This window comes from Pseudomonas sp. LB1P83 (assembly GCF_054897885.1).
In genome coordinates this window covers 3,530,001-3,556,168 of record NZ_CM142709.1, presented here as the reverse complement: position 1 = coordinate 3,556,168, position 26,168 = coordinate 3,530,001, and the positions used below count along the sequence as shown (strand labels likewise).

Sequence of the window (26,168 nt, the reverse complement as noted above, 5' to 3'; positions counted from 1 at the left end):
TTAGCAATGCGACAGAAGGCAAGTCGCGCTGGTTGGTATCCAGAGGTTCAAAAGGACGACACGAATGGCCGCTCCTGGCCCAGAGTGTGTAAAAACGCGCTGATGCACTGTCGGCGCGTAGCGCCGACGGCTGTTAGCTGAGTAATTGCTCGCAACAAGTCCTGCGGATCATCACTAGGGCCTGGGAGCCCCCAGCGCAGCGTCTATCTTGCTGGGCGGCCAAAATACAGACCTCTTCAGGCCGACAGCGCCTTCATTAAACCACTAGTACCGAGAATTTTCATGACCCGCTTCAGGTTGTAGGCGAGGACGTTCAAGCTCATCTCCGCACTTACTCCGTTCAGCTTTCGTGTCAGGAAATGCGTGGCGCCCATCCATTGTTTGAGTGTCCCGAAGGGATGCTCGACCGTACGTTTGCGGACTCGCATCATGTCCGGCGCGTTGCTCAGCCTGTTCTGCATTTCCTCCAATATGGCTTCATGTTCCCAGCGCCTCACTCGACGATTTTTGCTCGGCGTGCACTGCGTTTTCAGCGCGCAGCCCTGGCATTTCGAACTCCAATAACAGTGCATATTCATGCCTTTCTCAGTACTGGAGAAGCGCCAGGGCAGCGCCTCTCCCGCCGGACAGATGTATTCGTTTTTCGTCGTGTCATAAACGAACGCATCTTTGTTGAATCGACCATCCGCCTTGGCGCTTGAAGTCATCGGCTTTGGCACGTAGGCAGTGATGTTCGCGTCGTGACAGGCAAGGATTTCTTCACTCTTGAAGTAACCTCGGTCAGCTACCACCGCCAGCGTATCTGACGCCGTCGCTTCGCGGGCCTGCTTGGCCATCGAGCTGAGTTGATCGCGGTCGGAACCGACGTTGGTCACCTCATGTGCAACGATCAAATGGTGCTGGGTATCGACCGCTGTCTGCACGTTGTAACCGACGATTCCAGTGCCGCGAGTCATCATAGAGCGGGCGTCGGGATCGGTCAGTGAGACCTGTTTATCCGGCGATTCGTTGAGCTGAATTTCAATGACCTGTAACTCTTTCATCTTAGCTTTGAGCATGTCGATTTTCTCTTGCAGACGAGTAGCTTTGGGCTGAGCGATTGAGGGTTCTTGCTGATCGGCTTCGTCGAGCGCAATCAGATACCGATTGATACTCGATTCAATTTCTTCCATGCGCCGCTTCAGCTTGGCGCTGGTGAAATTGCGGTCGCGGTTGTTGACGGCCTTGAATTTACTGCCGTCGATGGCAACCAGATTTTCTCCGAATAATCCCAGCTGCTGGCACAGCACCACGAACTGGCGGCAGACGCCTCGGATGGCCTTGCTGTTGTCTTTTCGGAAGTTGGCGATGGTCTTGAAATCGGGCCTCAAACGCCCGGTCAGCCACATCAGCTCGACGTTGCGTTGGGCTTCTCGTTCCAGGCGCCGGCTCGACTGAATGCGGTTCAGATAGCCGTAGATGTAGATCTTCAGCAGGATCGTAGGGTGGTAAGCAGGCCGGCCTGTGTCAGCTGGAATAGCACTGTCAAAACCCAGATTGACCAGGTCGAGTTCGTCGACGAAGACATCGACTACGCGCACACCGGATTGGTATCGCTGACGTAGTCGTCGAGGCTCTCGGGAAGTAAGGTGCCTTGGCCTCGATGTTCACCTTGGATAAAGCGCTTCATGGGCGATCCTTGCGATGAAATCCTCAGAAATCATAGCAAGGGTTCGCGAAAGCGTTTTTACACACTCTGGGCCGAAAGCTGACATCGTCCATACTTTCTAAATCTTCGAAATCGAAGCGCGTTGGTGTCAGCTCCCTAGCGTAGAATTTGCACACCGCGAGCCCCCACCTGAGACGGACCCTCAATGCAAACCCCCACAACCAATCACCCCCTCTGGAAAACGTACCTCCTTTTCCTCGCCCCCATGGTCCTCTCCAATTTTCTCCAATCCATGTCGGGCACGATCAACAGCATCTACATCGGCCAAATGCTCGGCACTCAAGCCCTGGCCGCCGTCTCGGGCATGTTCCCCATCGTCTTCTTCTTCATCGCCCTGGTCATCGGCCTCGGTGCGGGTGCGGGCGTGCTCATCGGCCAAGCCTGGGGCGCGCGAGAACCGCATCTGGTGAAAACCATCGCCGGCACAACCTTGCTCTTGGGCGCAATGATCGGCCTCACAGCAGCAATCCTCGGCAGCGTCTTCGCGAGGCCGGCGTTGCAGGGTTTGGGGACACCGGCCGACGTCCTCGACGATGCGGTGTCCTACGCCCACGTCATGATGTGGATCATGCCGTCGCTGCTGGTCTACGTGCTCTTCACTCAACTGCTGCGCGGGGTGAGCGATACGGTGTCGCCGCTGATCGCGTTGGTGGTGTCGACCTGCATCGGTCTGGCGCTGACACCAGCGTTGATTCGCGGGTGGTTGGGGTTGCCGATGATGGGGATTCAGAGTGCGGCGTATGCCGGGTTGGCGGGTAACTTGTCGGCGATGGGGTGGCTGGCGTGGCGGTTGATCAGTAAGGGGCATCCGTTGGCGCCGGATCGGGAGATGTTTGCGGCGATGCGCCTGGATCTGGTGATTCTCGGCAAAGTGTTGCGCATTGGCTTGCCGACCGGGTTGCAGATGGTGGTGTTGTCGGTGTCGGAGCTAGTGATTCTGGCGCTGGTGAATCAGCACGGTTCGCAGGCGACGGCGGCGTATGGGGCGGTGACGCAGATCGTCAATTACGTGCAGTTTCCGGCGTTGTCGATTGCGATCACCGCGTCGATTCTTGGCGCTCAGGCGATCGGGGCGGGGCGGCTTGAGCGTATGGGGCCGATTCTGCGCACGGGGTTGTTGATCAATGTGTGCCTGACCGGTGGCCTGGTGGTGTTGGGTTATCTGTTGTCGCACTGGTTGCTGGGGTTGTTCCTCACGGATGATTCCACCCGGGCGAAGGCGGAGCATCTGTTGCACATCATGCTCTGGAGTCTGTTGGTGTTTGGCTTCCAGGCAATTGTCGGCGGCATCATGCGCGCCAGTGGTTCGGTGCTGGTACCGATGGCGATTTCGATTTTTTGCGTGGTCGGGGTGCAGTTGCCGGTGGCGTATGTGCTGGATGCGCGGTTCGGCTTGCAGGGTGTGTGGATGGCGTTTCCGGTGGCGTATCTGGGGATGCTGATGTTGCAGACGGCGTATTACAAACTGGTCTGGCAGCATCAGAGGATTGAGCGGTTGGTGTAGGGTAGCGACCCAGCGATCTGTGCTTGATCGATGCCCGGAACTGCGACGCAAGTTCCGCCAGTAATCAGGTCTTCACCTTCTTCGGCGAGTGGAATGGTAAAAGTATGACTGTTTCAGTAGGGGAGGGTCCTAAATGCGAGCCGCTCGTTATTGCACTTTTCGTAAGTTACCTAACAACTAATGGATCCAATAAACAATATTGGAAACCCCTGTAGTTCATCAGCCCAGTTGTCATGGGGCTGACAGAGAAGTTGATACGTTAGTACCTGCGTGTGGGACGTTCACAATAACCGCCGTTTGTCGGTGGGTTGCTCAAAAAATGAACATTCCGGGATCCCTGGCCTCTGATCCTGCAGCACGTCACCCAAGACCTGCTCCTGCAGCCGCAGAAAAGAAGTGGAAAATAAACCTCATGTGCATTGAATGCCAATGGGGATTTTTTTACCTGAAATTCAGGAGGCAAGAAATAGCCGGTCATTGTTTTGCCAGGCGAATCAATGGGCTAAGCAGTGCCAAGTCCATGATTTGGCATATCTTATAAAAGTAAGATCGCACAGGGTATTAAAGCGTTGGATGCCCTGTGAACTATCGATCTGTACTATCGAATAAGGTGGAGAAAGTACCGTGGCGATAAATACAATTATGAGCCTGCTCGAAAATAAAGAGTTTATGGAGTTGTTGCGATTAGGCGTTATTTACGTTCATTTAGTAGCGTGTTGTGTGGCCATTGGCTTGGTATTAACCAGTGATATGGCGATGGTTAGAGACTTGTTAAAACGGAAAACATTGACTGAGCATGATAATGCGCACATGGAAAGTCTTCAGAAGTCTGTCATCTTTGCATTGATAGCGTTGTGGGTGACCGGCATCGCCGTCATCGGTATTGATTACCTGGAAAAAGGTATGAATTACTTTATGAATCCAAAGCTTCACGCCAAAGTGATTATTGTCGTGTTGCTGAGTTACAACGGCCTCTTGTTGCATCGGCTGGTATTGCCCGCACTGCAAAAGGCCGGCTCGTTGCTCAATCTCGGGTTCAGCGCACGGATGATGGCGCTGTTCTGCGGCTCGCTGTCGGCCGTGTCCTGGATGTATGCGGCCATGCTGGGGGTCGGGCGTCCGTTGGCCTGGAAATACTCTCTCTCCGAACTGTTGATGGCGTATCCGCTCCTGATCGCACTGGGTTTCCTAACGATGCTGGCATTGACTCAGCGTCTGAAAATACAGGATTCCATCGCTATTTCTCCGCGGACAGTAGCGAACGCACGGTAGGCCGGTTCACTGCGTAAAACTGGCGGGCTTGTCCTGAGCCTGCCAGGCGCGACCTTCTTTGTGCAGGGGATCATTAAAACCTGCATCGGGGAGGTCGCTTTGTTTTGAGTCAGAAGGCCGGATGCTTCCAGACTTTAAACACTTCTGTGAAAAGCCCTGTATGAGTTCGCGCTGACGCCGGTGCATACGTTCCGGTGCATCGGTGGCTGGACTTGCTGTCAGCCATCTTCAGACTGACAATCAAGAGTGACCATCTGACGCAAACCGACAGGCGTGATCGCCTGAGGAGGTTTTCCAATGAGTCCCTCATCGCCCACCATCCTGCAAGACCGGGCCGCTGCCGGACGGCGTCTGGTTGAACCGCTGCTCAAATACGCTCATCGCCCTGACGTCACTGTTCTCGCCTTGCCCCGTGGCGGGGTACCGGTGGCCTATGAAGTGGCCATCGCCCTGGAGGTTCGCCTCGACCTGATGCTGGTGCGCAAGCTCGGAGTGCCGTCCCATGAAGAGTTCGCGATGGGCGCGATTGCCAGTGGCGGCATACAAATCCTCAACGAACACGCACTGCGGGTTCACCCGATTGATACGGCTACGTTCGATGCCGTGGTTGCCCGGGAAGCCCGGGAGCTGTTGCGACGTGAGCAGGCTTACCGGGGAACGCGGGCGCCGGTGCAGCTCAAGGATCAGGTGGTGATTCTGATCGACGATGGCCTGGCGACAGGCGCCTCGATGATGGCGGCGGTCCACGCGGTGCGGGTGCATGCGCCGGCGCGCATTGTCGTCGCCGTGCCGGTGGCGCCGATTGAGACGGCGGAGGCGCTGCGCAGTGAAGTGGATGAGCTGATTTGTCCGCTCATCCCAGAATGGCTGATGTCGATCGGCCGTTGGTACATGGATTTTTCCCAGACTTCGGATGCGGAGGTCATCAGGTTGTTGCAGCGGGCGTGGCTCAGAGAGTCCAGTTCCGCTCAACGGTAAGCATTTCGATTGTCTGCAGTGCGTCGCTGCTTGCCTGCCCATCCGAAATCAGCAAAGCTCTGCCGCGCCCGGTCTTGGGCGGTTCGCCACATGATCCAATGGTCAAGGAAAGCGTTAAATGGCACTTAGGGTGATGGTGATCGGTGGCTACGGAAATTTCGGCAGCATCGTTTGCAGGCATTTAGTCGCGATGTCGGGCGTAGAACTGGTGATCTCGGGCCGCGACTCATACAAGTTGAAGTGCAAGGTTGATGAGCTCAAAACCCAGTCCGGCCGTGTCTGCGAGAGTTGGTGCGGCGATGCCATGGGCGCCGCGTTCGGGTCGACGCTGAGCGCGATGGGCATTCAGTGGGTGGTCCATACCGGCGGCCCGTTTCAGGGGCAATCCTATGCCGTCGCGCAAAGTTGTATCGACGCGGGTGTGAGTTACTGCGATTTGGCGGACTGCCGCACCTTCGTCAATGGCATTGATGTGCTCGACGCGAGCGCAAAGCAGGCCGGCGTGGCCATTCTCAGTGGGTGCAGTTCGGTGCCGACGCTGTCGTCGGCGCTCATCGATCAATACCGTTATCGCTTCAAACGCATCGACTCGATCGAGCATGGCATTTCTTCCTCGGCAAAGATGCCGGGCCTTTCGACCGTCGAAGGCGTGCTGGCCTACGCGGGCAAACCGATCATGCAGCTCAAGAATGGCCAGGTGCACGAAGTGTCGGGCTGGCAGGACCTGACCCTGCGCAAGATGCCGCAATTGGGGAGCCGGGTCCTGTCCAACGTCGATGTGCCGGACATGGATATTTTCGCGAGCCGCTACGGCGCCCATACCTTGAGTTTCAAGGCCGGCTCGGGACTGAAACTCGGTGGCGTGGCCAACTACGTGCTCGCCGAGGCGCTGAGAATCGGCCTGGTGCGAGACTCTGCGGCGTGGGCGGCACGACTGCATCGCTGGGGAACGTGGTTCGAGCGCTTCGGCGATGGACTGAGTGCGATGTACATCGACATCGAGGGGCAGGGCCTTGATGGGCAACCCCTGTCCATGACCGTGCAATTGACGGCGCACAACGACAAGGGCCCGCAAATCCCGAGTTGCGCGGCCGTCGCGTTGGCGGCAAAACTGGTCGCCGGTTACGTACCGGCACCCGGAGCCCGTCCTTGCGTGGGCGAGATCAGCGTCGACGAGTACATGGCGGCGATCAACGATCCGGCCAATCTGCACTTGTCCGTTCGCTTTTCTGACGAGCAGGTCTGAGCATGCTTTACCTGTGCCTCAAGTACATGCACGTGATTACCGCGATTTTCCTGTTCGGGTTCGGCATGGGCTCCTACCTCTATTTGATCGCGGCGAGTCGCACGGCCAACCCGCAAGTGATCGCGCACGTGGCCAGGATGGTGGTGCACTTCGACACCTGGATTACCACCCCGGCAGGCTTCATTCAGATCGCCACGGGTTACCTGCTGATGAAAGTCTCCGGGCTGCCCATGACCACGGAATGGATTCTGACCTCGCTGATCATTTTCCTGTGCGTGGGTTCGCTGTGGCTTCCGGTGTTGGTGCTGCAGAAACGCCTGCAGGTGATGGCGCTGAGCGCGGTGGAAACCGGTGAGGGGCTCGACGCGCAATTCCGGTCGGTCTACAAGAAATGGTTCTGGATGGGCGTGGCCGGTTTTGCGGGGATGTTTGTGATCGTGATGATGATGGTCACGAAGATGACGCCGATGCAGCTGGTTGAGGCGGTGGTCTAGCGCAACGGCCACGCCTCACTATTTGACTTGACCGTCTAGTGGGTTTCAAGCCAGTCCTGAAACCGCGTCGCACCGACGATGGGATTGGCACCCGGTGTCAGCGACTGGTCATTGATCGGCGCACCAAAGTACGGAACCGTGTCGTCCGCGACGGTCTGGCGCGGGTCCTTGGTGTGCTTGAGGTAATCGCTCGCGAACTCGATAAGGGGGCGGTTTTCAGGGCCAGCCACCTCGACGGTCTGATTGATCGGCGCTTTCAGCGCGATGTCCGTCAGTGCCGCCGCCACATCGGCCGAGGCCACCGGTTGCAACGCGGCGGACGTCAAGTGAATGGTGTCGCCTTCCTCGCGCCCGGAGTGAGCAATGGCGTGGATAAACTCGAAGAACTGCGTGGCCCGCAGGATGGTGTAGGGAATGCCCGACTTCTTGATGAGTTTTTCCTGGGCCATTTTTGCTCGGAAATAACCACTGTCGAGCATCCGCTCGGTGCCGACGACCGACAGGGCAATATGGTGTTTGACGCCGTCGATCTTCTCCGCCGCAATCAAGTTGTGCCCGGCGGTTTCGAAGAAGTGCAGCGCCGCGTGGTCCTCGAAAGAGGGCGAGTTCGCCACGTCGACCACCACGTCCGCACCTTTTAACGCCTCTGTCAGCCCTTCACCGCTGATGACATTGACGCCGGTGCTCGGCGATGCCGCCAGGGCTTCATGCCCCAAATCCTGCAGGTTCTGGCAGAGTTTGCTGCCGATCAGCCCGGTGCCACCGATGACGACGATTTTCATGTCCTGTCTCCCGATGCGGTGAGTGCTTGAGTCATTAAACACCTGCGCGGGTGGCCGCATCGGGCGCTGGTTCGCGTTGCCGACAGGTGGTCGGAAGTCTCGGCGCGAGGTGGAACAAACCGTGGTTCTTTGCTTTAGTCCACCTATCGTCGGCCTGCGTGTGCCGCGACCGGAGCGCCCCATGAATGCTCGATCCCCGTCGATTTCCATACTGGCTGTTGCGCTTGCCTTGGGCTTTTTTCCCTGTGCCGAAGCGGCCGAATACACGCAAGTGAATGAAACCGCCAGCACCATCTCCTTTACCTACAAGCAGTTCAGCTCGCGGGTGTATGGCACTTTCCGCAAGTTCAAGGCCACGCTTGATTTCGACACGGCCAACCCCTCAGCGGGTCATGCTGCGCTTACCATCCAGCTCGACAGCATCGATGCCGGCAGCGAAGACGCGAACGCCGAGCTGCAAAAGCCTGCCTGGTTCGACGCGCAGAAGCATCCCGAGGCGACGTTTGAGTCGACGGGAGTGAAAGCGCTGGCTGACAACCATTACACAATCACCGGCAAACTCACGCTCAGAGGCGTCACCCGAGAGGTGGCCGTTCCGATCGTACTGAAGGCAGAGAACGACATCGGTATTTTCGATGGCCAGCTAACGCTCAAGCGTAGCGACTTCAAAGTTGGTGAGGGGGAATGGGCGGACAGCGTGGTTTCCGACGACATCAATATCCGGTTTAGGATGGTTGCGCCGCAGCGCTAACGACAGGCATCAGCGACGGCCTTCTCGGCGCGTTCAATTTCCTGCTTGATGTCAGTGGTGATCCGTTGTTCCTTGTGTTTCTGTTCCAGGAATATCTGACTCCCCTGGTTCTTCAACTCTGCGTCAGACGCGGCGTCCTGTGCCTGCAACTCGGCAGCGTGTGCGTCTATGACGGCTTCAACCTCGGCATCATTCTTTGCGGTATCCAGGGCGGAGACTAATTTGTCGACCTCCGCTTTCTCGGCATCGGCGTAAGCGTCAACGGACAGCCCGGCAGCCATCGCTCGTGCGCGAATTTGCAGGGTTTCCATATGCTGCTTTGCTGTCTTGCACACCGCTTCCTGCCGTGCGCTTTCACTCGCCTTCCATTCCATAAACCCATACGTCGTCACACTGATCACGGCCAGAGTGATGATGGCGCTAAATAATTGGGCTCTCACATTGCACAACCTCAACAATCAGGGGGACAACAGTTTTGGGTGATGATCGCCGGATTCCATTCGAGGCCTAAAAAGCGTAGCAGGACGGACGAGTTGCATGATGGCGGGATGGCATTTGACTTGATCACTACAAGGCATGGAGAGCGCACTTGTGTGCTATTACTTTTTGGGGCTTTCAATTAGAAGCATGGACGCATTACCGCGAATTAGCGCGTGCCCATGAGTCTTAATTGTTTGTTTGCCTGAGTGGCAAGGTGCCACAATCGTCTTTTTTGTCGCAGCATCATGATCAGGCGGATCAAATGGGTGGCCCAGGATTTCGGCACGACCAGGATACTTTCATCGCCGCGCAGGTGCGCAGTGATCGATTGCATCAGCTATTCCACCAGTCATTCCCGGCGATTTTCGGTAGTTTTCTAGCCGCGCTGATGCTGTGCGGCTTGTGCTGGGAGCGCTTTGATCACGCCGTCATTTTCTGGTGGGTTGGCCTGCTGACGGCATCTTCGATGCTGCGCATCCTGATGTTCGTTGCCTGGTTTCGCTGCCCTGAAAGTGAGCGCACTCCGCAACGCTGGGAGAAGCGATACTGGTTCACGCTGGTGTTGTCCGCCAGTATCTGGGGGGCAGGCGCTTTAGCGGTGATGCCGGCAAACGACCTGTTGTCCCAGGCGTTGGTCATGCTCTTTGCCGTCGGCATGTCGGTCAGCGCCGTGTCGTGTTACTCGTCCTATCGCTACATGACGTTGGCGTCGATTGGCCTGGTCTTGTTGCCGTGTACCCTCTGGCTGCTGTTTCAACCGTCAGCGATGCAGATCGGCATGGCGTTGGCCGTACTTGTGTTCGCCTCGTTCGTGGCCAGCGCGACACGCAAATTGTCCGAGGCATTGGAAACCGCCTTCCAGTTAACCCGTGAAATGGAACGCGCTCATCGCATTTCCACCTATGCCGCACAAACCGATGAACTCACTGGCCTGAAAAACCGCCGCGCTTTTTTCGAACACGCCCACCAGTTGTTCCATGACTGCAAAAACAACCGGTTACCCCTGTGCGCGGTGATGCTGGATATGGATCACTTCAAGCACATCAATGACACCTACGGTCATCAGGTCGGCGATCAGGTTTTGCGACAAATGGGCGCGATCATCAACAGGTCCTTCCGCGATACCGATGTCTTCGGCAGGCTCGGTGGCGAAGAGTTCGCGATCCTGCTTCCGGATACGTCAATTGAAATCGCCCTTAACATCGCCGAGCAACTTATCCAGTCTATCGGTGGATTGATGACCGGACCGGTTCACCGCATATCGGCGAGTCTGGGTGTTGCGGCAATGGAGATCAGCGACAACGATCTGCAGAGTTTGCTGAATAATGCGGACAAAGCGCTGTATCGAGCCAAGGCGCGTGGGCGTAATCAGGTGGCGGTTTCAGAGTAACGGGGCGGAAGGTTTAATGCGTAAACGGCTCCTCAATAAAACCGGTCTTCTTCCTTCATCGCATAAATCCGTCCCAGTGTCCTGGCCGATATCCCCAGGAACAACAACGCCAGCAACACCCCACCCAACATGATGTAAAACCCCGGGCGATTGCCGTTCAGCTCGCGGGCAATGCTGTTCTGCCCCGGTAACCAGCGCGAGTAAAGCAGGTCGATGCTGCCGCCGGTTTCATAGGCGGTTTTCTGTGCGTAGCGCTCGTCGACGTATTGATCGTCGTGCACCTGGCCGTTGTGATCGGTGTAGCGGTAATGGATGACTTTGCCGTCGCTGTTCATCAGGATGTTGTCCAGCTGCGTCACCGTGCCAGGGGTCTCGACAGGGCTCAAGCGGATGGCGGCATAGGCAATGCCCTCGTGCCGGGCCATGCCGGCGAGGATCAGCACCACGCAGCAGGCAACGGTGAGCAGGATCACGCGGTTGAACAGGTGGTCTTTTTCAGCTGCGCGGGGGTAATACATTTCACGGTCCTTCGTTGGTGAATTCACCAGAAGGAGTCGGCGAGCGGGGGGACAACTTTAGTCGAGCCGGATCAAACGGCGATTGTCCCTGGCTTTTTCCTTGGCCGTATCCAGCCACCGATGCAACCCAACCGCAACGAAGCGCAATCGTCGGTATCCGCCTCATTGTGGGCGGATTATCACTTCACCCAAGCGGTGCTCAAAGGCTTGACTTTCGGTGCGGGCGCACGATACACCGGGCGCAAACCGGGGGATTCATCCAACTCTTTCGACGTGCCGTCTTATGTGGTCTACGACACCACCATCAGTTATGACATGGGCAAACTCGACCCAAGCCTGCGTGGTTTGCAAACTCGCTTGAATGTGCAAAACGTGTTTGATCGCGAGTGCGTCTCGGACTGCAATTGTTCGTTCGGTTGCTACTACGGCCAGGAGCGCGTTGCGTCGGTTGAAATGAGCTACGACTGGTAACGCAAATCTTTGTAGCAGCTGGCGAAGCCTGCGTCCGGCTGCGCAGCAGTCGTAAAATCCGAGCACGCGGTACATCAGGCAGACCGTGCATGTAGGGTTTACGACTGCTTCGCAGCCGGACGCAGGCTTCGCCAGCTGCTACAGGATTTCGGGTGCTCAGGCGAGCTTCACATTCATGGTGATCCGCGCCGTGAACACCTTCTTGCCTTCGGCGTCATGAATATCCACCGGCACGATCTTGTCGCCTTCAGTCAGCCAATCCACCGCCTCACCATCGGCCACCGCCGTCACGTCTGTTTTGGCCTTGGCCAAATACTCAACCGTCATCCCTTTCGGAATCCAGCGCGCACCCGCGGGAATGGACACGTCGGTCATCGTCCCGGCAGCCAGCTCGGCGGCGTTGCACATCGCAATCGCGTGAACCGAGCCCAAGTGGTTGGTGATTTCCTTGCTGAACGGCACCTGCACCGTGGCATGGCCCGGACGCAACGCCGAGATCAGCGGGTTGATGGTGCTGAAGTAGGGCGCCACCTGGCAGGCCATTTTGCTGAACGCTTCGGGGCCGGCGCTGTTAAACATGCTGAGAAACTGACTCATTTTAAAGCCTCGCTGAGGAGTGGTTTTACAGAACGATCTTCCGTTACAGAATAATGTTCTGTTACGGAACAGTATTCTGTCGCGATGAAATCTGTCAACCTAGCGCAGCTTTCTCATCGGCAGTCGTCTGCCTTGTCATGGATTTTCTTGGCCTGTGTCCAGCATGGAAACCTCAGATTTACTAGAGCGCAGCTACCCCGGCAGAAGAGCCGAACTCAAGCGCGACATCTTCAGAAAGGCCCTGGCCCTGTTCAACGAACAAGGGCTCGAAGCCACGACTATCGAAATGATCCGCGCCGAATGCGATACCAGCGTGGGCGCGATCTACCATCATTTCGGCAACAAGGAAGGCCTGGTGGCCGCGCTGTTTTTCACCGCGCTGGACGATCAGGCACTGCTTCGCGACAGCTATCTCGCCGAAGCACAGACAACCGAAGAGGGCGTGCACGCGCTGGTCCACAGCTACGTCGATTGGGTCGACAGCCAACCCGAGTGGGCGCGGTTTCAGTACCACGCGCGGTTCGCCGTCACCAAAGGGCCGTTCAAGGATGAGTTGGTCACCCGTAACAAAACCCGTAATCAGAAGCTCGGACAATGGCTGGCAGAACCCGGCCGCCGCGATGAGCTGCAGGCGATTCCGGCCGAATTGCTGCTGTCGCTGATCATCGGGCAGGCGGACAGTTACTGCCGCGCATGGTTGTCGGGGAGGGTGAAAGGCAGCCCCAAGACCTACAGGAAATTGCTGGCTGAAGCGGCGTGGCGATCAATCTGTGGCGATGAAGCCGTTCCTGGCTGATAAACATCGGTTCAACAAGGCCGTTCTCCGCTGGACGGCCATTATTCCGTTGATGTATGGCTATGCTTGATCTGCTGCCGCAAACAATGGGAGTCAATCGGGCCGTTTTCCAATGTAGAGAGGGCAGGCGTTCAATCCATTACTGATGGAGATGAAACCGTGAGACCACTCATTCAGCTTCTGACAGTCCCGGCTGCGTGCATTGCACTGACGCTCCCGACTTTTGCCGCGCAAGACACTCCGCCCATTTCCGCCTCGATCAGCACGCCTGCCAAAGTCGACACCCGTTTCGGCACGCTGGACTTCAAGGACGGCATGCCGAGCAAAGACACACTGGACAAAGTCTACGACAACCTCGATTACATCCACGCGTTCAATGCCATCACCAACACCTTCCAGGGTGTCAATACGGTGGCGATTCGAAAAGGCTTCCAGGACATCGGCGTCAAGGATAACGAGATCCTGATCTTTTCCGAATTGATGGATGCCAAGTCGCTGTTCCTGACGGCCAACGCCGATACCATTTATTTCCTCGGCTTCATCGACGTGAGCAAAGGGCCGATGGTGCTGGAAACTCCGCCCAACTCGCTGGGCACGCTGGACGATTATTGGTGGCGCTGGATGATCGACTTCGGCGCGCCGGGGCCGGATCGGGGGCTAGGCGGTAAATACCTGGTGCTGCCGCCAGGCTATGACGGGCCCGTTCCCGAAGGCGGGTATTTCGTCACACGTGCGCCTACCAGCAAAGTGCTGATCCTGGGTCGCGCTTTCATGGACAAGAGCGACCCCAAGCCAGTGGTCGAGTTAATCAAGAAAACCACCAAAATCTATCCCTATGTACCGGGCGGTTACGGCACCAGCGTGGCGCAGTTTCTCAGTGGCCAGGTCGCGTTGGCCAAGGTCGTCGAGCCGCCGCCCACGGTGTTCCATGAAGGCAGCGGCAAAGTGATGAACACCCTTCCGCCGAACGACTTCGGCGCCTACGAACTGCTCAATGAGCTGGTGCAACAGGAGTCCGCAACCACGCTCGACGCCGAACTGATGGGCTCACTGGCCGCCATCGGCATCGTCAAGGGCAAGCCTTTTGCCCCGGATGCGCGGATGAAGAAAATCATGACCGAAGCGCTGGCAGCGGCGAATGCCACCTCGCGCAGCTTGCTGATGAATCCACGTGATCCGGATTGGTATTACTACCCGGGCTCTGCCTGGTCCAACTTCCTGTTCATCAGTGGCAGTGAATTTGAAACGCCCATTCCGATGATTACCTCCGAAGGTGCCAAGCCGTTCCCGGCGACGGGCTACCGCACCCTGGATGCTCGCTCGGCGTTTTTCTACGGCGTCACCGGCATCACGCCGGCAATGGCGATGCGTTTGCCAGGCATCGGATCGCAATACCTGTTCGCCATGCTGGACTCGAAGAAGGAGTATTTCGACGGGGCCAAGACCTACAAGGTGACGCTGCCAAAAGGTATTCCTGAAGCCAACTTCTGGTCGTTCACCGTGTACGACAACCAGACCCGATCGATGCTGGATACCCCGCAACGTTACCCGCGCGCCGGCAGTCAGAGCTACCCGTCGCCAGCCGCCGAGGCCGATACGGATGGCTCGACCACCGTCTACTTCGGCCCTCAACAGCCGGAAGGCGTGAAGCGTGGCAACTGGATTCAAACGCTGCCGGGCAGAGGCTGGTTCATGCTTTTGCGGCTGTACGGACCGCTTGAACCGTTCTTCACCAAGGCCTGGCGTGCGGGTGAAGTGGAAGAGGTTCGGTAAGTCAGTCGAGGGAAAGGCTGCCACAGCAGTTATCATAGGCGCGCCCGATGCCAACATTTCACGTCACGGGTGCGCCTTGATCCTTGGAGTCCGTCACGCAATGCCCCAGCTCAGCCACTTTCAAACCCCGTGCCCGGAGCACATCAACAGCCAGATCCTGCAGATGGTCGTCGACAACCTGACCGACATCAGCATGGTCGGCATCGCGCCGAGCAACCCGCTGTACAACGTCTATCAGTACGCGGTCGGCTACGAAGTGCATCTGTACCTGGAGGCCCTCGGCGGGACCAAGGGCATTGCGGTCGAGTTGATCGTCGCCATCGACGATGAAGACCCTGAGAAGGTCATCGGCTTTCTGCTGTACCTGCCGGTCAAGGATGATCCCGAAGCCTGCGGCGTGGCCTACATGGCGGTCGACGCGGGGCATCGTCGCCGAGGCGTTGCGCGAGCCATGTTGCACGACATGATCAGCCGCTACCCGCACGCCGAACTGACCTGCACCGTCGCCAAGGTGCCGTGGTTCGAGTCGATGGGTTTTCAGGTTCTCGGCGTGCGCGGCACGCACGTGCTGATGAACACTCGCGATCACAGCAGTGAAGGCTTGATGGGACTGTTGGATGTCACATTTATCTACAGTTCTTTAGAGGTCCGGCAGATACATACCTACTTGCTGCAAAAACACGGAAAGCGCGCAATGGTCGATGCTGAAAAGCAGCGCGACCGGCATCTGGACCAAATGACCCACAACGCCAAGGTGTTTGTGCTGAACCGTTTGGGCCAGAACGCGGCGAACGAGCCCCGTCTGGACTAGACTCATAAGTCCTTTCGGAAGCGCGCGGTCATCGAGCCGTGATATTCTGCGCGCCAACTTGGTTTGACCTATTCAGTTTGCCCGTCCCTGAGACGTGCCAGCAGGATCAATGTCGCTCAAGTAGCTGAAGCCAATAATGATAAAAAGTCAGTTCAGTAGGGACATATAAACTGAGGTCGATGGAGACACGTCGGCCTTGTGTGCCCACCCTCCAATCCTTATGTACGAGCACCCACGACGTCCTGCCTGAATGTCGTGAACCAGGGGCCCGTAAGTGAGGATGGAAGGGCGGATGGCGTTTTATCATAGGTGCTACAGATGTTTAAGAAAATGAACACGGCCCTGCTGGGGCTGGCTTTGTCGATGGGGATCACGTCCGTTCACGCGGAAGAGGCAAAGAAGGTTGATGTCCTGCTGATCGGCGGCGGCATCATGAGCGCGACCCTCGGTGTGTGGCTCAACGAGCTGGAACCGGGCACTTCGATGGAAATGATCGAGCGCCTCGACGGCGTCGCCCAGGAAAGCTCCAACGGCTGGAACAACGCCGGTACCGGTCACTCCGCCCTGGCCGAATTGAACTACACCCCGGAAGACGACAAGGGCAACGTACAGATCCCGAAAGCCGTTGAAATCAACGAAGCCTTTCAGATCTCCCGTCAATTCTGGGCCTGGCAGGTTCAGCAAGGCGTGCTGAAAAACCCGCGTTCGTTCATCAACTCCACACCGCACATGAGCTTTGTGTGGGGCGATGACAACATCAAGTTCCTGAAGAAGCGCTACGAAGCCCTGCAAGCGAGCCCGCTGTTCGCCGGCATGCAGTACTCCGAAGACCCGGCTGTGATCAAGAAGTGGGTTCCGCTGATGATGGAAGGGCGCGACCCGAACCAGAAAATCGCGGCCACCTGGAGCCCGATCGGCACCGACGTCAACTTCGGCGAGATCACCCGCCAGTTCGTTGCGCACCTGCAAACCACGCCGAAGTTCGACTTGAAACTGTCTAGCGAAGTGCAAGACATTACCAAGAACGAAGACGGCACCTGGCGCGTCAGCTACAAAAACCTGAAAGACGGCAGCAAGTCCGAAACCGACGCCAAGTTCGTGTTCATCGGCGCAGGCGGCGGTGCACTGCACCTGCTGCAGAAGTCCGGCATTCCTGAAGCCAAGGAGTACGCAGGCTTCCCGGTTGGCGGCTCGTTCCTCGTGACCGAGAACCCGACCCTCGCCGAGCAACACCTGGCCAAGGCCTACGGCAAAGCCTCCGTTGGCGCACCGCCAATGTCGGTTCCGCACTTGGACACCCGTGTCCTCGACGGCAAGCGCGTCATCCTGTTTGGCCCATTCGCGACCTTCAGCACCAAGTTCCTCAAAGAAGGCTCGTACCTGGACCTGCTGACCACCACCACCACGCACAACGTGTGGCCAATGACCAAAGTCGGCATCAAGGAATACCCGCTGGTCGAGTACCTCGCCGGCCAACTGATGCTGTCCGACGAAGACCGCCTCAACGCCCTGAAAGAATACTTCCCGAACGCCAAAGCCGAAGACTGGCGCCTGTGGCAAGCCGGCCAGCGCGTGCAAATCATCAAGCGTGATGAAGCGGCGGGTGGTGTGCTGAAGTTGGGTACCGAGATCGTTGCTTCTGCTGACGGCACCATCGCCGGTCTGCTGGGCGCATCGCCGGGTGCATCGACTGCTGCACCGATCATGCTGACCGTGCTGCAGAAAGTGTTCAAGGACAAGGTTGCAACGCCTGCCTGGCAGGAGAAGCTGCATCAGATCGTGCCGAGCTATGGCACTCAGCTGAATGGCAGTCCTGAGAAGGTTGCGCAGGAGTGGGCTTACACTGCCAAGGTGCTGGAGCTGACTCCTCCGCCGGCGATTGGTCAGGTGGTGGCTCCGGCTGATGCTGATAAAGCGAAGGCGCCGAAGGCTAATGCTGCTAGTGATATGGCTTTGTAAGTAGACGCGTAATCAGAAAAAGCCCACTGAACCGGTAACGGTCAGTGGGCTTTTTTGTGTCCAGAGTTCAGCATTTGGCGTCCACGCAAATCTCAAGACTGACACTGTTCCTGTGGCGAGGGAGCTTGCTCCCGCTGGGCTGCGGAACAGACCTGAACACGTCAGATTCACTCATCGCCGTACATCAAATTCAGGCTTTCTATCCATTCATCTGTAGCTTCGAATCTTGCGTAATACTCCTGTTTTTCTAAATCACTCAATTGAGTGAAGAAGGGAAGGAAGTAGTTGTCATTGTAGTATCCCTGAGCGCCTTGCATAACACCCCCCCACCATGACGGGTTGTACCCTTCGAATGCTATCCACGGGGGAGGTGCAACGAGCTTCTCATGGGAAACAACATTCATGAAGTCAACGCTATTCGTTACCATTCGAACGGTTGTGGAGTTGAATTCTCTCGTGGACGTAAAAAATACTAACTGCTCGTTTCTTTCCTCGCTAACATACTGCCTTGCAGGTAGTTCATTGAATATTTTTTCAGACTTGTACTTGAAGTTTGATTCGGTGAGCGCTAAAAAAATGTGAATGTCTTTGTTGTCAATTAAAAATGAAGAATAAAAGGCCGGAATGCCTAAGCCTTCCAAAGACGTTGATTTCGGATACTCGGGCAGACGGCTATTTATGTTTGTGGAAGAGCTAGTGAAAATAGTTTTGAGCTCTGTTACAGAATAACCTGCAATTTGCTCTTCTGGTTCTTGCTTGATTAAAGATTTTAAACGACTAAAAAAGCTCATGGCCAGACCTCAGTCTTGTACGTAATCAGTAAGCCAGGTTGCACCCAAGTAACCCGCAGTACCGAAGATGATTCCACCGACAGCCGCACTAACAATTGCTCCGGGGCCCGTTTCAATACCGACAGCTGCGCCAACTGCAAGACCTATCCGTCCGCCCGCGATCGCGGCGCCCCAACCTCCAGCTTGCTTGACTACCTCAACAGAGATCGGTTTGACGCTTTTTTGCTTGATTGACTCATCTGTGGCTAATTTCAAGTCATAGGCGGTAAAACCGATGGCAAAAACCCTTACTACTCTCGCGCCCTTAATCAGCATGTTTGTTGCTTTGTAGGATCCTGGGGTAAAGACTGCTTTGGCCGGTACTTTTTCAGCGTGAACCAATACCTCCTTGTCTATATTTTTAACCCAATCTGCGATTTGTTCGATCTGAACTACTTTCTTTGGTGCGAGTTTTTTGTATTCTTCGAGCGACTTTAATATCTCTTCGGTGGTCACAAGCTTTGCGCCGGCGGCTTTTGCTTTTTCTATATCGATGTAAACGGTTTTGCCCTCAAATCGCGGCGACCCGTTTGGAAATTCAGAACTTGTGGAGAGATAGCTGGATGGATATTTTCTGCTGCTAAAAACGTGCTCAGCTACTGTGGCGTTAGATTTTGGATCAATAGGTAGCATGCCAAATTTTTCCGGCCACACCTCGTGTTTGATTTGAAATGCCGGAAGGTTCTTTGCGACAAGATGAGGGTTATCTGGCGAAGAGTAGATTTTGCGAACCAAAAAACCATCTTTACCTATTTCATCAACGACGACGAATAAGTGAATGTTGGCAGGCATTGAATAGCCAGGCACATTGCTAACCGACCCGGACTGTTGGTTTGTAGGGACCTTACAAGAATACTCGGTCATGCATCGCCCCACTTTTCCAGCGCAGCAACGCCCGTGGTGATTTCAAGTGTTTCCTGTTTCTTCGTAGTAATTCGTGGTGTATGCCCTGATTCGTCAGAAAAGCCAGTGTAAACCCGACCCGCTTCATCTTTGATGTGATAAGGCACATGGGCGAGAGGCTGGCCGTCGCTTCCGAGAATACGAAACTGCTCATTGAATGGCTGCAACCACAGCGGCATCGGTAAAGGCGGGACAAAATCCGTTGGTGTGTGAGAGTTGCCAATGATGACCGTTCCGGAGCCACTTACAACGTTGTTGCCATGGGCACCGATACTGCCCACGGTTGCGGCGGGTTTGCCGTTGATAAGAACGGTAGAGGCGACCTCTGCGACAATGGGGCTGCCACACGCACTTTTGCGTCTTGGCGAGCCGCAGCCAAACCGTCAAAAAATACATCGGGAGAGCCAGCCGCTATGGAGTTAACCCCATGGCCGGGAAGCGGACAACTTGTAGGATCCGTGACTCGGGCAGCAGGTTTGCCAGCCATTTTGAACATCCTTGTAAAATGCGGAATTTAGGATTGTTACATAAAGAATCCGCTGACAACCATGGATATCCTTTTTAGCCCATTCGCGACCTTCAGCACCAAGTTCCTCAAAGAAGGCTCGTACCTGGACCTGCTGACCACCACCACCACCACGCACAACGTGTGGCCAATGACCAAAGTCGGCATCAAGGAATACCCGCTGGTCGAGTACCTCGCCGGCCAACTGATGCTGTCCGACGAAGACCGCCTCAACGCCCTGAAAGAATACTTCCCGAACGCCAAAGCCGAAGACTGGCGCCTGTGGCAAGCCGGCCAGCGCGTGCAAATCATCAAGCGTGATGAAGCGGCGGGTGGTGTGCTGAAGTTGGGTACCGAGATCGTTGCTTCTGCTGACGGCACCATCGCCGGTCTGCTGGGCGCATCGCCGGGTGCATCGACTGCTGCACCGATCATGCTGACCGTGCTGCAGAAAGTGTTCAAGGACAAGGTTGCAACGCCTGCCTGGCAGGAGAAGCTGCATCAGATCGTGCCGAGCTATGGCACTCAGCTGAATGGCAGTCCTGAGAAGGTTGCGCAGGAGTGGGCTTACACTGCCAAGGTGCTGGAGCTGACTCCTCCGCCGGCGATTGGTCAGGTGGTGGCTCCGGCTGCTGCTCCGGCTGATGCTGATAAAGCGAAGGCGCCGAAGGCTAATGCTGCTAGTGATATGGCTTTGTAAGTAGACGCGTAATCAGAAAAAGCCCACTGAACCGGTAACGGTCAGTGGGCTTTTTTGTGGGGAGGGGTTTTCAAGGGGTAAATTCATCTCGGCCTACATGTCTGCTTTCGGCTGCGGATTCAACCGGTCGACTCAATCACTGATGCCCGGAGGCGGCTCAGTCAAATAGAGAGTCACTTAGTCTGATTCGATGGATAAACACCGGCAAGCCGCGCTATCACAACACCCACGTAAAAGATGCCTGAGAATTCTTCGACCATCACAAGTGAGCGGGCGTGGTTGGTCAACGGGATAACATCACCGTAACCAGTGGTCGTGAGCGTCGTGAGGCTGAAATAGATCAGTTTGAAGAAAGTACCGGGCTGTCCGAAGTCGAGGTGGCCAGGGCCGAATGAGCCAGCGCTGGATATTTCGACCAGGGCATAGACGAAGGACCAAACGAAGGCCAGCATTATGTAACCCGCAAGCGCACCATGCAGCTTGTCGGCAGTAATTGGCCCGCGCTTGAGAATATAGCGAACCACTCCGCTAAACGAGACTGCAAGAGACGCCGCATAAGATATCCCGGCAAGTTCAAGAATCGCGATACTCTCAGCCCACAACGCCGTCCATTGAAGGCCAACCCCAAGCAACGCCAGGCCCAGTTTCAGGATGAACCCCCGCCGAGTCTGCCTGGTGGCGAAAGCGCCCACGAGCAGCACGATTGAAAACAGAATGCCGAGCAACGTGCGAGCAAATATACCTTCCTCAAGAAAGGGAAACACGAGGATCAATCCTAGTAAGAGCAGCAATAGATAGGTGCAGGGCCCTCGTCCTATTACCATCTGAGCTAAATCCTCGTCAGATTCGGCTTTATCTTGCGGATTTGCCATATCGGTTTCCCAGAGATTGAAATAATGCTCGAGACCTGATGTCGCACAGTTGAAATCTGATCTGGCTTTAGAAGAGTCGGCAGTGAAATTCTAGTCGCGAATGCATGTGAGAGGAGCCAGCCTGACAGATCAGGTCTGTAAATGCGGCAATGACAAAGCGGTTCGTCCGCTGAAGTTCAAGCCGGAAAAGAACTGGAAGCTGATGTACACCGGTGCCGACAAGCTGGTCAGGGCACGCCAACTCGGCATGAGCTATCCCATCCGCACCACCCGCCAATTGTTGGATCAAGAGTGACTAACCTCCTGTTTGTCTGCAGCCGTAACCAATGGCGTAGCCCTACTGCGCAAGCAATCTGGCGCCGTCGACCTGGCTTCAGTGCCCGTTCAGCGGGCACTAGCCCGAACGCACGTAAACCCATCGACGCGGCGGATGTTCGTTGGGCCGATGTCATCTTTGTCATGGAGCGCAAACACCTGAATCGCTTGCAGGCTCAGTACGCTCGTCTGCTTGAACACAAGCGGATTCACTCTTTGGATATTCCCGACGACTTTCGTTACATGGACCCTGAACTGGTGGACATGCTCGAAGTTTCGGTGAAGCCCTACCTTTCTACTTAAGCTTGCGCTTCGGAATCCGTACCGGCCCGCAATGCAACATGGCGCTGGGCATCCAGCAGATGATTTTTCTGGCAGAGTTGTCGGTGAATCGGGCGTTGGATCAGGTACATCCGCAGGAGTAGGTGAGGGCGTTGTTTCAACGCGTAACGCAGTAAAAAGCCCACTGAACCGGTAACAGTCGGTGGGCTTTTTTGTGTCTGGAATTCTGGTTTTGAAGATTACGAAATGCTCAAAGCAGACGAGTGTTTTGTGGTGAAGGGACCAGCCTCACGCATCTTGCAAAAGTCATGTTGATGGGGCTAGATCGCCTTCACCAGCCAATTCACCAACGTCTCCTTGCCAGGGTCTATTTATGCCGCTGAGTTTTCATAAGATGCACGCAAATGGCGATGACTTCGTTGTTGTGGACTCGCGAAACTCGGCCAACCCAGTGACAGGCACCCTGGCTCGGCAAATGGGCGACCGGAACCGCGGAGTCGGATTCAATCAACTCGCAGTGGTGCTCGATTGTGATGATGCAGATGCGTGCTTGATGTTTTGGAATGCAGATGGCACCACGCTGGATGTTTGTGGCAGTGCAACGCGGGGTGCCGCAGATATGTTGATGCGCGAACTAAATTCTACGTCGATAGCGCTCCGAACCAACCGTGGTCTACTCACTTGCGAACGAACTTTAACCGGCGCCATTTCGGCCAGCATGGGGGAGCCGCTGTTCGGCTGGTCGGATGTTCCCCTGGCTCAGGAACTGGATACTGCAGTGTTGCCACTTGCGGGTGATCCAGCTGCATGCAGCATGGGAAATCCGCACTGCACCTATTTTGTGGATGATCTAACGGCGATTGATATAGCGACAATCGGACCAGCCATTGAAACCAACCCCCTGTTTCCCCTCAGGACGAACGTGCATTTCGTCCAGATCATTGACCGAAAGCACATCCGGTTGCGCATTTGGGAGCGCTGGGGCGGTATTCCGCTCGGTTCAGGTTCCTGCTCTTGTGGCGCCGTTGTTAACGGAATTCGTCGTGGCTTGCTGGACAATTCCGTAGAGGTTGAATGTGATGGCGGAACCGTAACCGTTCAATGGAATGGCGTGGGACTGGTCTTTCTCATTGGACCGGTAGAGAGAACTTTTTCGGGAACACTCACGGGTAGCTGGTCAAACGGGTAAGGGTTAGGATCATCGAAAGATGGAATGGAACATCTCGACTACAAGGACGCGACATTTATGGAAACTCCCTTTTCTCCAATCAGCGAGCGTTTGAACAATCGCCGATTTACGGTAGCGGGCAACGCCCATGGGCTATCTGGTGCAGGCACGGTATTTCATTACCATGTTGAGGAAGATGCCATTTTGGGCGCTTACCAAGGCGGCCGGATCCGTACGGGTAATCAAGTTGGGCGCGTGACAGGCCCCGACACCATTGAGCTTCTTTATCATTGCTTGACTACGGACGGTGAGATTCTTGCCGGCTGGTCTCGTGGCACGGTAGGCGTTGATCAGGCAGGGCGTACAACGCTGACCTTCGTATGGGGTTGGTTGTCGGGCGCGACTGGAGGTGGGGAGTCGAGTTACGTCGAGCTTGTCGCGTAGTGGTAACGGATTTTTTGATCATTGCGCGTCCATCTGCGCGGCTCGGGAGGGCGTTGTTTCAACGCGTCACGCAGTAAAAAGCGCACTCTCAATTTGTATCGCCCACAGCCTGTTTAAACAGAAAAATCAGACACGTTTAAATGACGCTTGCTGTTACTGCATCAAGGCTACAACGCCTTGCGCCACCCCCTGCACGTAAGACAGAATCCGCCGGCTTGTGCGTCTTGGGCACGGGTTTTATCGTTGCTGGGTCACTGAAAAACAGTGATCGGGTTTGGTAGCCCGGTATAACTAGACGTATAGCGCACCGTTCGCAGACGTGTTCACGTCTCTGATTTATGGTGGCCATGCGCAGGGCTCCTTCGGGGGCGCCGGGTTCATCTAGTTACCGGTCTACCAACCCGCGTATGGCCGCCACCCATTCGTTTGGTAGCGAGGGTGATGGCTTCTCTTCATGTGTTAACTAGAGAGTTTCATTTATGTTCAAACCTACGCCTAACCCACCGGATACCGATCCGGCATCCCCCTACGAATCCCTCGATTCAAAAAAACTCCACGACGCCGCCGAACGCGCCCTAGACCACTACCTCAACCCGGGCGCCCACATCATGGCCAGCACCCACGAGCCCGAACCCATGTTCCTCGCCAACCCCAAGTACGACACCGAATCCCTGTTGGCCAACGCCAGCGAATCACTGGGCTCGGCCACCACCATGCTCAACAATTTCGCGGCGTCACTGGATAACTCCCACCGCAAGACACTGCTGGGGATTACCCAAGTGGTGATGCTGGGAGAGTTGGCGGTGAATCAGGCGCTGGATAACGTCGAGCCGAAAGCGTAAATCACAAATCCTGTGGCGAGGGGGCAGACCTTCACCTCAGGCAACTCTGCATAAATCCCCCTGTAGCAGCTGCCGAGCAGCGCGAGGCTGCGTTCGAAGACGTAGTCTTCGCAAACCCGGTAAACGCGGTACTCCTGAAAGAACCGATTGCCTGATTTTACGACTGCTTCGCAGCCGGACGCAGCCTCGCAGGCTCGGCAGCTGCTACACATTCAACGTTCTGATCCGTATTTTCCGTCGCCATCTGACTCTGTAATGCACCCCACCTGCAGCTCACAATGACAGCACGGTCCGCACTCACTTATTCACTGCACCGTAAACTCATAATGTAGGAGGCCCTATGGGCAAGATGGCAATTTTCCTCGGTGGATTTCTCGTGTTAACCATTTTGATCGGTGCCTTGGCCACGATCTCTCCCGCTTAGTCCCTTCCTCCCGTCAGCACAAAGCAAAACGCCTCCACAGTGGGAGGCGTTGCCGGTTTTTGTTCAGCAATCACTCTGCCCGCCAGCGCCGCGCCTGGACGATCAGCGCTGGTGCGAAGTGCAGCACGACCATCCGCACCAGGTGATGCGTCAGGATGAACACCACGTTCAACCCGCCACTGAACGCGACGATGGCGATGGTTTCGATGGCGCCCGGCATGTACGCCAGCCACAACGACAAGGGATCGCTGCCCAGCACCCGCCCGGCCACGCCGGCAAACGCCGCTGCGATCACCAGCATCAGGCCGACGGCGATCAGCCCGGCGCGGCCATGGCGGACAAGTTCGGCAAAGGTGATGTCCTTGAATTTCGAGCCAATCAGCACGCCGATGACAACGGAGGCGGAGTCAACACTCCACTGCGGCAGGTGGAGCGCCTGGAGGTAGCCCAGCTTTATATAGGCGCCGGTGAGCACGATCGCGGTGAGCATGAACGGTGCCGGCACGCCGACGCTCAACAGCAAGCGGCCGAGCAACAGGCACAAGGCGATCAGCGACAGCAGGGTCAGCGCCGTGCTCAAGTCCAGCGGGCTGTTCTGGGCAAGCACCACGTCGATAGGCCCGGGAATGCAAAAGCTGACGAGCAAGGTGATCGACAACAGCCGAACCAAATGCACGACGATCACTTTTCCGGACGCGCGTTCGGACTCGATCAAGTCGAAGACGGCGGCGAGTGCGCCCGGATACACGGATAACAGAGAGTCTTTCAGGTTCCAGCCCGAAACGCTGAACAACCAGAAACCAGCCACGCTGCTCTGGACCGCCAGACACAGAAGCATGAAACCAAGGCTGGGCAACATGGCCGCCACCGTGTGGTTGTCCCACGAGGTGAACATCAGACCGGTCGCAATGCCCAGCACGATTTGCACGTAGCCAAGGCCGAAGGGCAGGGTAGGGGAGAATCGCAGGTTGCTGGCGATCAACGCAGTCGCGAGTATCGAGCCCAGCAACAGGCCGTGGGGGATGCCAGCGTATTGCAGCGCGGTGCCGACGCCGGTGGCGATCAGCAAACACAATAGGGTTTTCATGAGTCGTCCTTGATTCGTGTAGTACGCCAACGCTTCCATTTGGGCCATAAACGTTTTCCCACTTAACAACGCGAGGCGTCAAGTACGCGCGATTCAACGCGGTAAAACGAGATCTCTGGCATTCGGCTTGTGCCATTTATCGCTTAGGCTCGAACTCGATTTGTAAACCCCTGATGCCAAAAGCCCGCAAAAGCGGGCTTTGGTTTTTAAGAGTAAGGCTTTACGCCTGGCGTGCTGTGAATGCCGAGTAGCTGTTCATCAGGTTG

25 protein-coding genes and 5 pseudogenes (1 of these 30 only partly in view) are annotated in these 26,168 nt (G+C 56.1%); 19 read left to right on the top strand and 11 right to left on the bottom strand.

Annotated features, from left to right (window positions below; genetic code table 11):
• Positions 1 to 236 precede the first annotated feature (236 nt).
• Positions 237 to 1,669: pseudogene (locus tag ACYZTY_RS16300) on the bottom strand (IS1182 family transposase).
• A 184-nt stretch (positions 1,670 to 1,853) separates the two neighbouring features.
• On the opposite strand from ACYZTY_RS16300, the gene ACYZTY_RS16295 reads away from it, so the two are divergent.
• The 5 genes from ACYZTY_RS16295 to ACYZTY_RS16275 all read left to right on the top strand — a co-directional run bounded on the left by ACYZTY_RS16295 (position 1,854) and on the right by ACYZTY_RS16275 (position 7,202).
• The gene (locus ACYZTY_RS16295) at positions 1,854 to 3,212 is read left to right on the top strand and encodes an MATE family efflux transporter (protein ID WP_461954570.1); all 1,359 of its coding nucleotides are present in this window, start codon (positions 1,854 to 1,856) and stop codon (positions 3,210 to 3,212) included.
• Between the two features lie 624 nt (positions 3,213 to 3,836).
• The gene (locus ACYZTY_RS16290; protein WP_461954569.1) at positions 3,837 to 4,484 is read left to right on the top strand and encodes a hypothetical protein; all 648 of its coding nucleotides are present in this window, start codon (positions 3,837 to 3,839) and stop codon (positions 4,482 to 4,484) included.
• 297 nt (positions 4,485 to 4,781) lie between these two features.
• On the top strand, positions 4,782 to 5,462 hold the full coding sequence (locus tag ACYZTY_RS16285) for a phosphoribosyltransferase (protein ID WP_461954568.1): 681 nt from the start codon (positions 4,782 to 4,784) through the stop codon (positions 5,460 to 5,462).
• Between the two features lie 118 nt (positions 5,463 to 5,580).
• Entirely contained in the window at positions 5,581 to 6,708 is a 1,128-nt protein-coding gene (locus ACYZTY_RS16280; RefSeq protein WP_461954567.1) for a saccharopine dehydrogenase, read from the top strand.
• A gap of 2 nt (positions 6,709 to 6,710) precedes the next feature.
• Positions 6,711 to 7,202 carry a DUF2269 family protein gene (locus ACYZTY_RS16275; protein ID WP_461954566.1) on the top strand — a complete coding sequence of 164 codons (492 nt, stop codon included), beginning with the start codon at positions 6,711 to 6,713 and terminating at the stop codon, positions 7,200 to 7,202.
• Positions 7,203 to 7,237: 35 nt separating this feature from the next.
• Here ACYZTY_RS16275 and ACYZTY_RS16270 read toward each other — a convergent pair whose 3' ends face one another.
• The gene (locus tag ACYZTY_RS16270) at positions 7,238 to 7,984 is read right to left on the bottom strand and encodes an SDR family oxidoreductase (RefSeq protein WP_461954565.1); all 747 of its coding nucleotides are present in this window, start codon (positions 7,982 to 7,984) and stop codon (positions 7,238 to 7,240) included.
• A gap of 181 nt (positions 7,985 to 8,165) precedes the next feature.
• Between ACYZTY_RS16270 and ACYZTY_RS16265 the strand changes: the two genes are divergently transcribed.
• Entirely contained in the window at positions 8,166 to 8,735 is a 570-nt protein-coding gene (locus tag ACYZTY_RS16265) for a YceI family protein (protein ID WP_461954564.1), read from the top strand.
• On the opposite strand, the gene ACYZTY_RS16260 is transcribed toward ACYZTY_RS16265, so the two are convergent.
• Positions 8,732 to 9,175, bottom strand: coding sequence for a hypothetical protein (locus ACYZTY_RS16260; RefSeq protein WP_461954563.1), 444 nt, complete (start codon positions 9,173 to 9,175; stop codon positions 8,732 to 8,734). The two genes, ACYZTY_RS16265 and ACYZTY_RS16260, sit on opposite strands and share 4 nt — an antisense overlap.
• A gap of 302 nt (positions 9,176 to 9,477) precedes the next feature.
• Between ACYZTY_RS16260 and ACYZTY_RS16255 the strand changes: the two genes are divergently transcribed.
• Positions 9,478 to 10,605 (top strand): GGDEF domain-containing protein, encoded by a 1,128-nt coding sequence (locus ACYZTY_RS16255; protein WP_461954562.1) that lies wholly within the window; start codon positions 9,478 to 9,480, stop codon positions 10,603 to 10,605.
• 32 nt (positions 10,606 to 10,637) lie between these two features.
• Here the strand turns inward: ACYZTY_RS16255 and ACYZTY_RS16250 are convergent, their stop codons facing one another.
• Complete coding sequence (locus ACYZTY_RS16250) at positions 10,638 to 11,123, bottom strand: hypothetical protein (protein ID WP_461954561.1); 486 nt, start codon at positions 11,121 to 11,123, stop codon at positions 10,638 to 10,640.
• Positions 11,124 to 11,246: 123 nt separating this feature from the next.
• Between ACYZTY_RS16250 and ACYZTY_RS16245 the strand changes: the two are divergent.
• A pseudogene (locus ACYZTY_RS16245) lies at positions 11,247 to 11,594 on the top strand (TonB-dependent receptor domain-containing protein); the annotation flags it as partial.
• Positions 11,595 to 11,750: 156 nt separating this feature from the next.
• Here the strand turns inward: ACYZTY_RS16245 and ACYZTY_RS16240 are convergent.
• Positions 11,751 to 12,191, bottom strand: coding sequence for a hotdog fold domain-containing protein (locus tag ACYZTY_RS16240; RefSeq protein WP_461954560.1), 441 nt, complete (start codon positions 12,189 to 12,191; stop codon positions 11,751 to 11,753).
• Positions 12,192 to 12,354: 163 nt separating this feature from the next.
• Between ACYZTY_RS16240 and ACYZTY_RS16235 the strand changes: the two genes are divergently transcribed.
• The 4 genes from ACYZTY_RS16235 (at position 12,355) to mqo (ending at position 17,530) form a co-directional block, all read left to right on the top strand.
• Positions 12,355 to 12,987 carry a TetR/AcrR family transcriptional regulator gene (locus ACYZTY_RS16235; protein ID WP_461954559.1) on the top strand — a complete coding sequence of 211 codons (633 nt, stop codon included), beginning with the start codon at positions 12,355 to 12,357 and terminating at the stop codon, positions 12,985 to 12,987.
• 159 nt (positions 12,988 to 13,146) lie between these two features.
• On the top strand, positions 13,147 to 14,760 hold the full coding sequence (locus ACYZTY_RS16230) for a DUF1254 domain-containing protein (RefSeq protein WP_461954558.1): 1,614 nt from the start codon (positions 13,147 to 13,149) through the stop codon (positions 14,758 to 14,760).
• A 100-nt stretch (positions 14,761 to 14,860) separates the two neighbouring features.
• Positions 14,861 to 15,571, top strand: coding sequence for a GNAT family N-acetyltransferase (locus ACYZTY_RS16225; protein WP_461954557.1), 711 nt, complete (start codon positions 14,861 to 14,863; stop codon positions 15,569 to 15,571).
• A gap of 318 nt (positions 15,572 to 15,889) precedes the next feature.
• The gene (gene mqo / locus ACYZTY_RS16220) at positions 15,890 to 17,530 is read left to right on the top strand and encodes a malate dehydrogenase (quinone) (protein WP_461954556.1); all 1,641 of its coding nucleotides are present in this window, start codon (positions 15,890 to 15,892) and stop codon (positions 17,528 to 17,530) included.
• Between the two features lie 167 nt (positions 17,531 to 17,697).
• Here mqo and ACYZTY_RS16215 read toward each other — a convergent pair whose 3' ends face one another.
• The 3 genes and pseudogenes from ACYZTY_RS16215 to ACYZTY_RS16205 form a co-directional block, all read right to left on the bottom strand.
• Positions 17,698 to 18,321 carry a hypothetical protein gene (locus tag ACYZTY_RS16215; protein WP_461954555.1) on the bottom strand — a complete coding sequence of 208 codons (624 nt, stop codon included), beginning with the start codon at positions 18,319 to 18,321 and terminating at the stop codon, positions 17,698 to 17,700.
• A gap of 9 nt (positions 18,322 to 18,330) precedes the next feature.
• Entirely contained in the window at positions 18,331 to 19,152 is an 822-nt protein-coding gene (locus ACYZTY_RS16210; protein WP_461954554.1) for a glycine zipper family protein, read from the bottom strand.
• Positions 19,153 to 19,220: 68 nt separating this feature from the next.
• A pseudogene (locus tag ACYZTY_RS16205) lies at positions 19,221 to 19,750 on the bottom strand (PAAR domain-containing protein).
• A gap of 67 nt (positions 19,751 to 19,817) precedes the next feature.
• On the opposite strand from ACYZTY_RS16205, the pseudogene ACYZTY_RS16200 reads away from it, so the two are divergent.
• Positions 19,818 to 20,468 (top strand): annotated as a pseudogene (locus tag ACYZTY_RS16200) (malate:quinone oxidoreductase); the annotation flags it as partial.
• A gap of 173 nt (positions 20,469 to 20,641) precedes the next feature.
• On the opposite strand, the gene ACYZTY_RS16195 reads toward ACYZTY_RS16200, so the two are convergent.
• A complete protein-coding gene (locus ACYZTY_RS16195; RefSeq protein ID WP_461954553.1) occupies positions 20,642 to 21,340 on the bottom strand; it encodes an ion channel in 699 nt (232 codons plus the stop codon).
• A gap of 100 nt (positions 21,341 to 21,440) precedes the next feature.
• Here ACYZTY_RS16195 and ACYZTY_RS16190 point away from each other — a divergent pair, with 100 nt between their 5' ends.
• From ACYZTY_RS16190 to ACYZTY_RS16165, 6 genes and pseudogenes are all read left to right on the top strand, one after another.
• On the top strand, positions 21,441 to 21,635 hold the full coding sequence (locus tag ACYZTY_RS16190; protein ID WP_461954552.1) for a hypothetical protein: 195 nt from the start codon (positions 21,441 to 21,443) through the stop codon (positions 21,633 to 21,635).
• The gene (locus ACYZTY_RS16185; RefSeq protein WP_461954551.1) at positions 21,632 to 21,958 is read left to right on the top strand and encodes a low molecular weight protein tyrosine phosphatase family protein; all 327 of its coding nucleotides are present in this window, start codon (positions 21,632 to 21,634) and stop codon (positions 21,956 to 21,958) included. The genes ACYZTY_RS16190 and ACYZTY_RS16185 overlap by 4 nt, the downstream gene beginning before the upstream one ends.
• A gap of 14 nt (positions 21,959 to 21,972) precedes the next feature.
• Positions 21,973 to 22,080: pseudogene (locus ACYZTY_RS16180) on the top strand (DUF6124 family protein); the annotation flags it as partial.
• Between the two features lie 230 nt (positions 22,081 to 22,310).
• Complete coding sequence (gene dapF, locus ACYZTY_RS16175; protein ID WP_461954550.1) at positions 22,311 to 23,126, top strand: diaminopimelate epimerase; 816 nt, start codon at positions 22,311 to 22,313, stop codon at positions 23,124 to 23,126.
• A gap of 57 nt (positions 23,127 to 23,183) precedes the next feature.
• Entirely contained in the window at positions 23,184 to 23,549 is a 366-nt protein-coding gene (locus tag ACYZTY_RS16170; RefSeq protein ID WP_461959332.1) for a hypothetical protein, read from the top strand.
• 479 nt (positions 23,550 to 24,028) lie between these two features.
• Entirely contained in the window at positions 24,029 to 24,391 is a 363-nt protein-coding gene (locus ACYZTY_RS16165; protein WP_461954549.1) for a DUF6124 family protein, read from the top strand.
• A gap of 494 nt (positions 24,392 to 24,885) precedes the next feature.
• On the opposite strand, the gene ACYZTY_RS16160 is transcribed toward ACYZTY_RS16165, so the two are convergent.
• Together ACYZTY_RS16160 and ycaC are read right to left on the bottom strand one after the other, a co-directional pair.
• The gene (locus tag ACYZTY_RS16160) at positions 24,886 to 25,902 is read right to left on the bottom strand and encodes an AbrB family transcriptional regulator (RefSeq protein ID WP_461954548.1); all 1,017 of its coding nucleotides are present in this window, start codon (positions 25,900 to 25,902) and stop codon (positions 24,886 to 24,888) included.
• Positions 25,903 to 26,122: 220 nt separating this feature from the next.
• Positions 26,123 to 26,168, bottom strand: the end of a protein-coding gene (ycaC, locus tag ACYZTY_RS16155; RefSeq protein ID WP_461954547.1) for an isochorismate family cysteine hydrolase YcaC. The gene runs 587 nt beyond the window's last position; 46 of the gene's 633 nt are visible here — the last part of the coding sequence; the start codon falls outside the window, past its right edge; its stop codon occupies positions 26,123 to 26,125.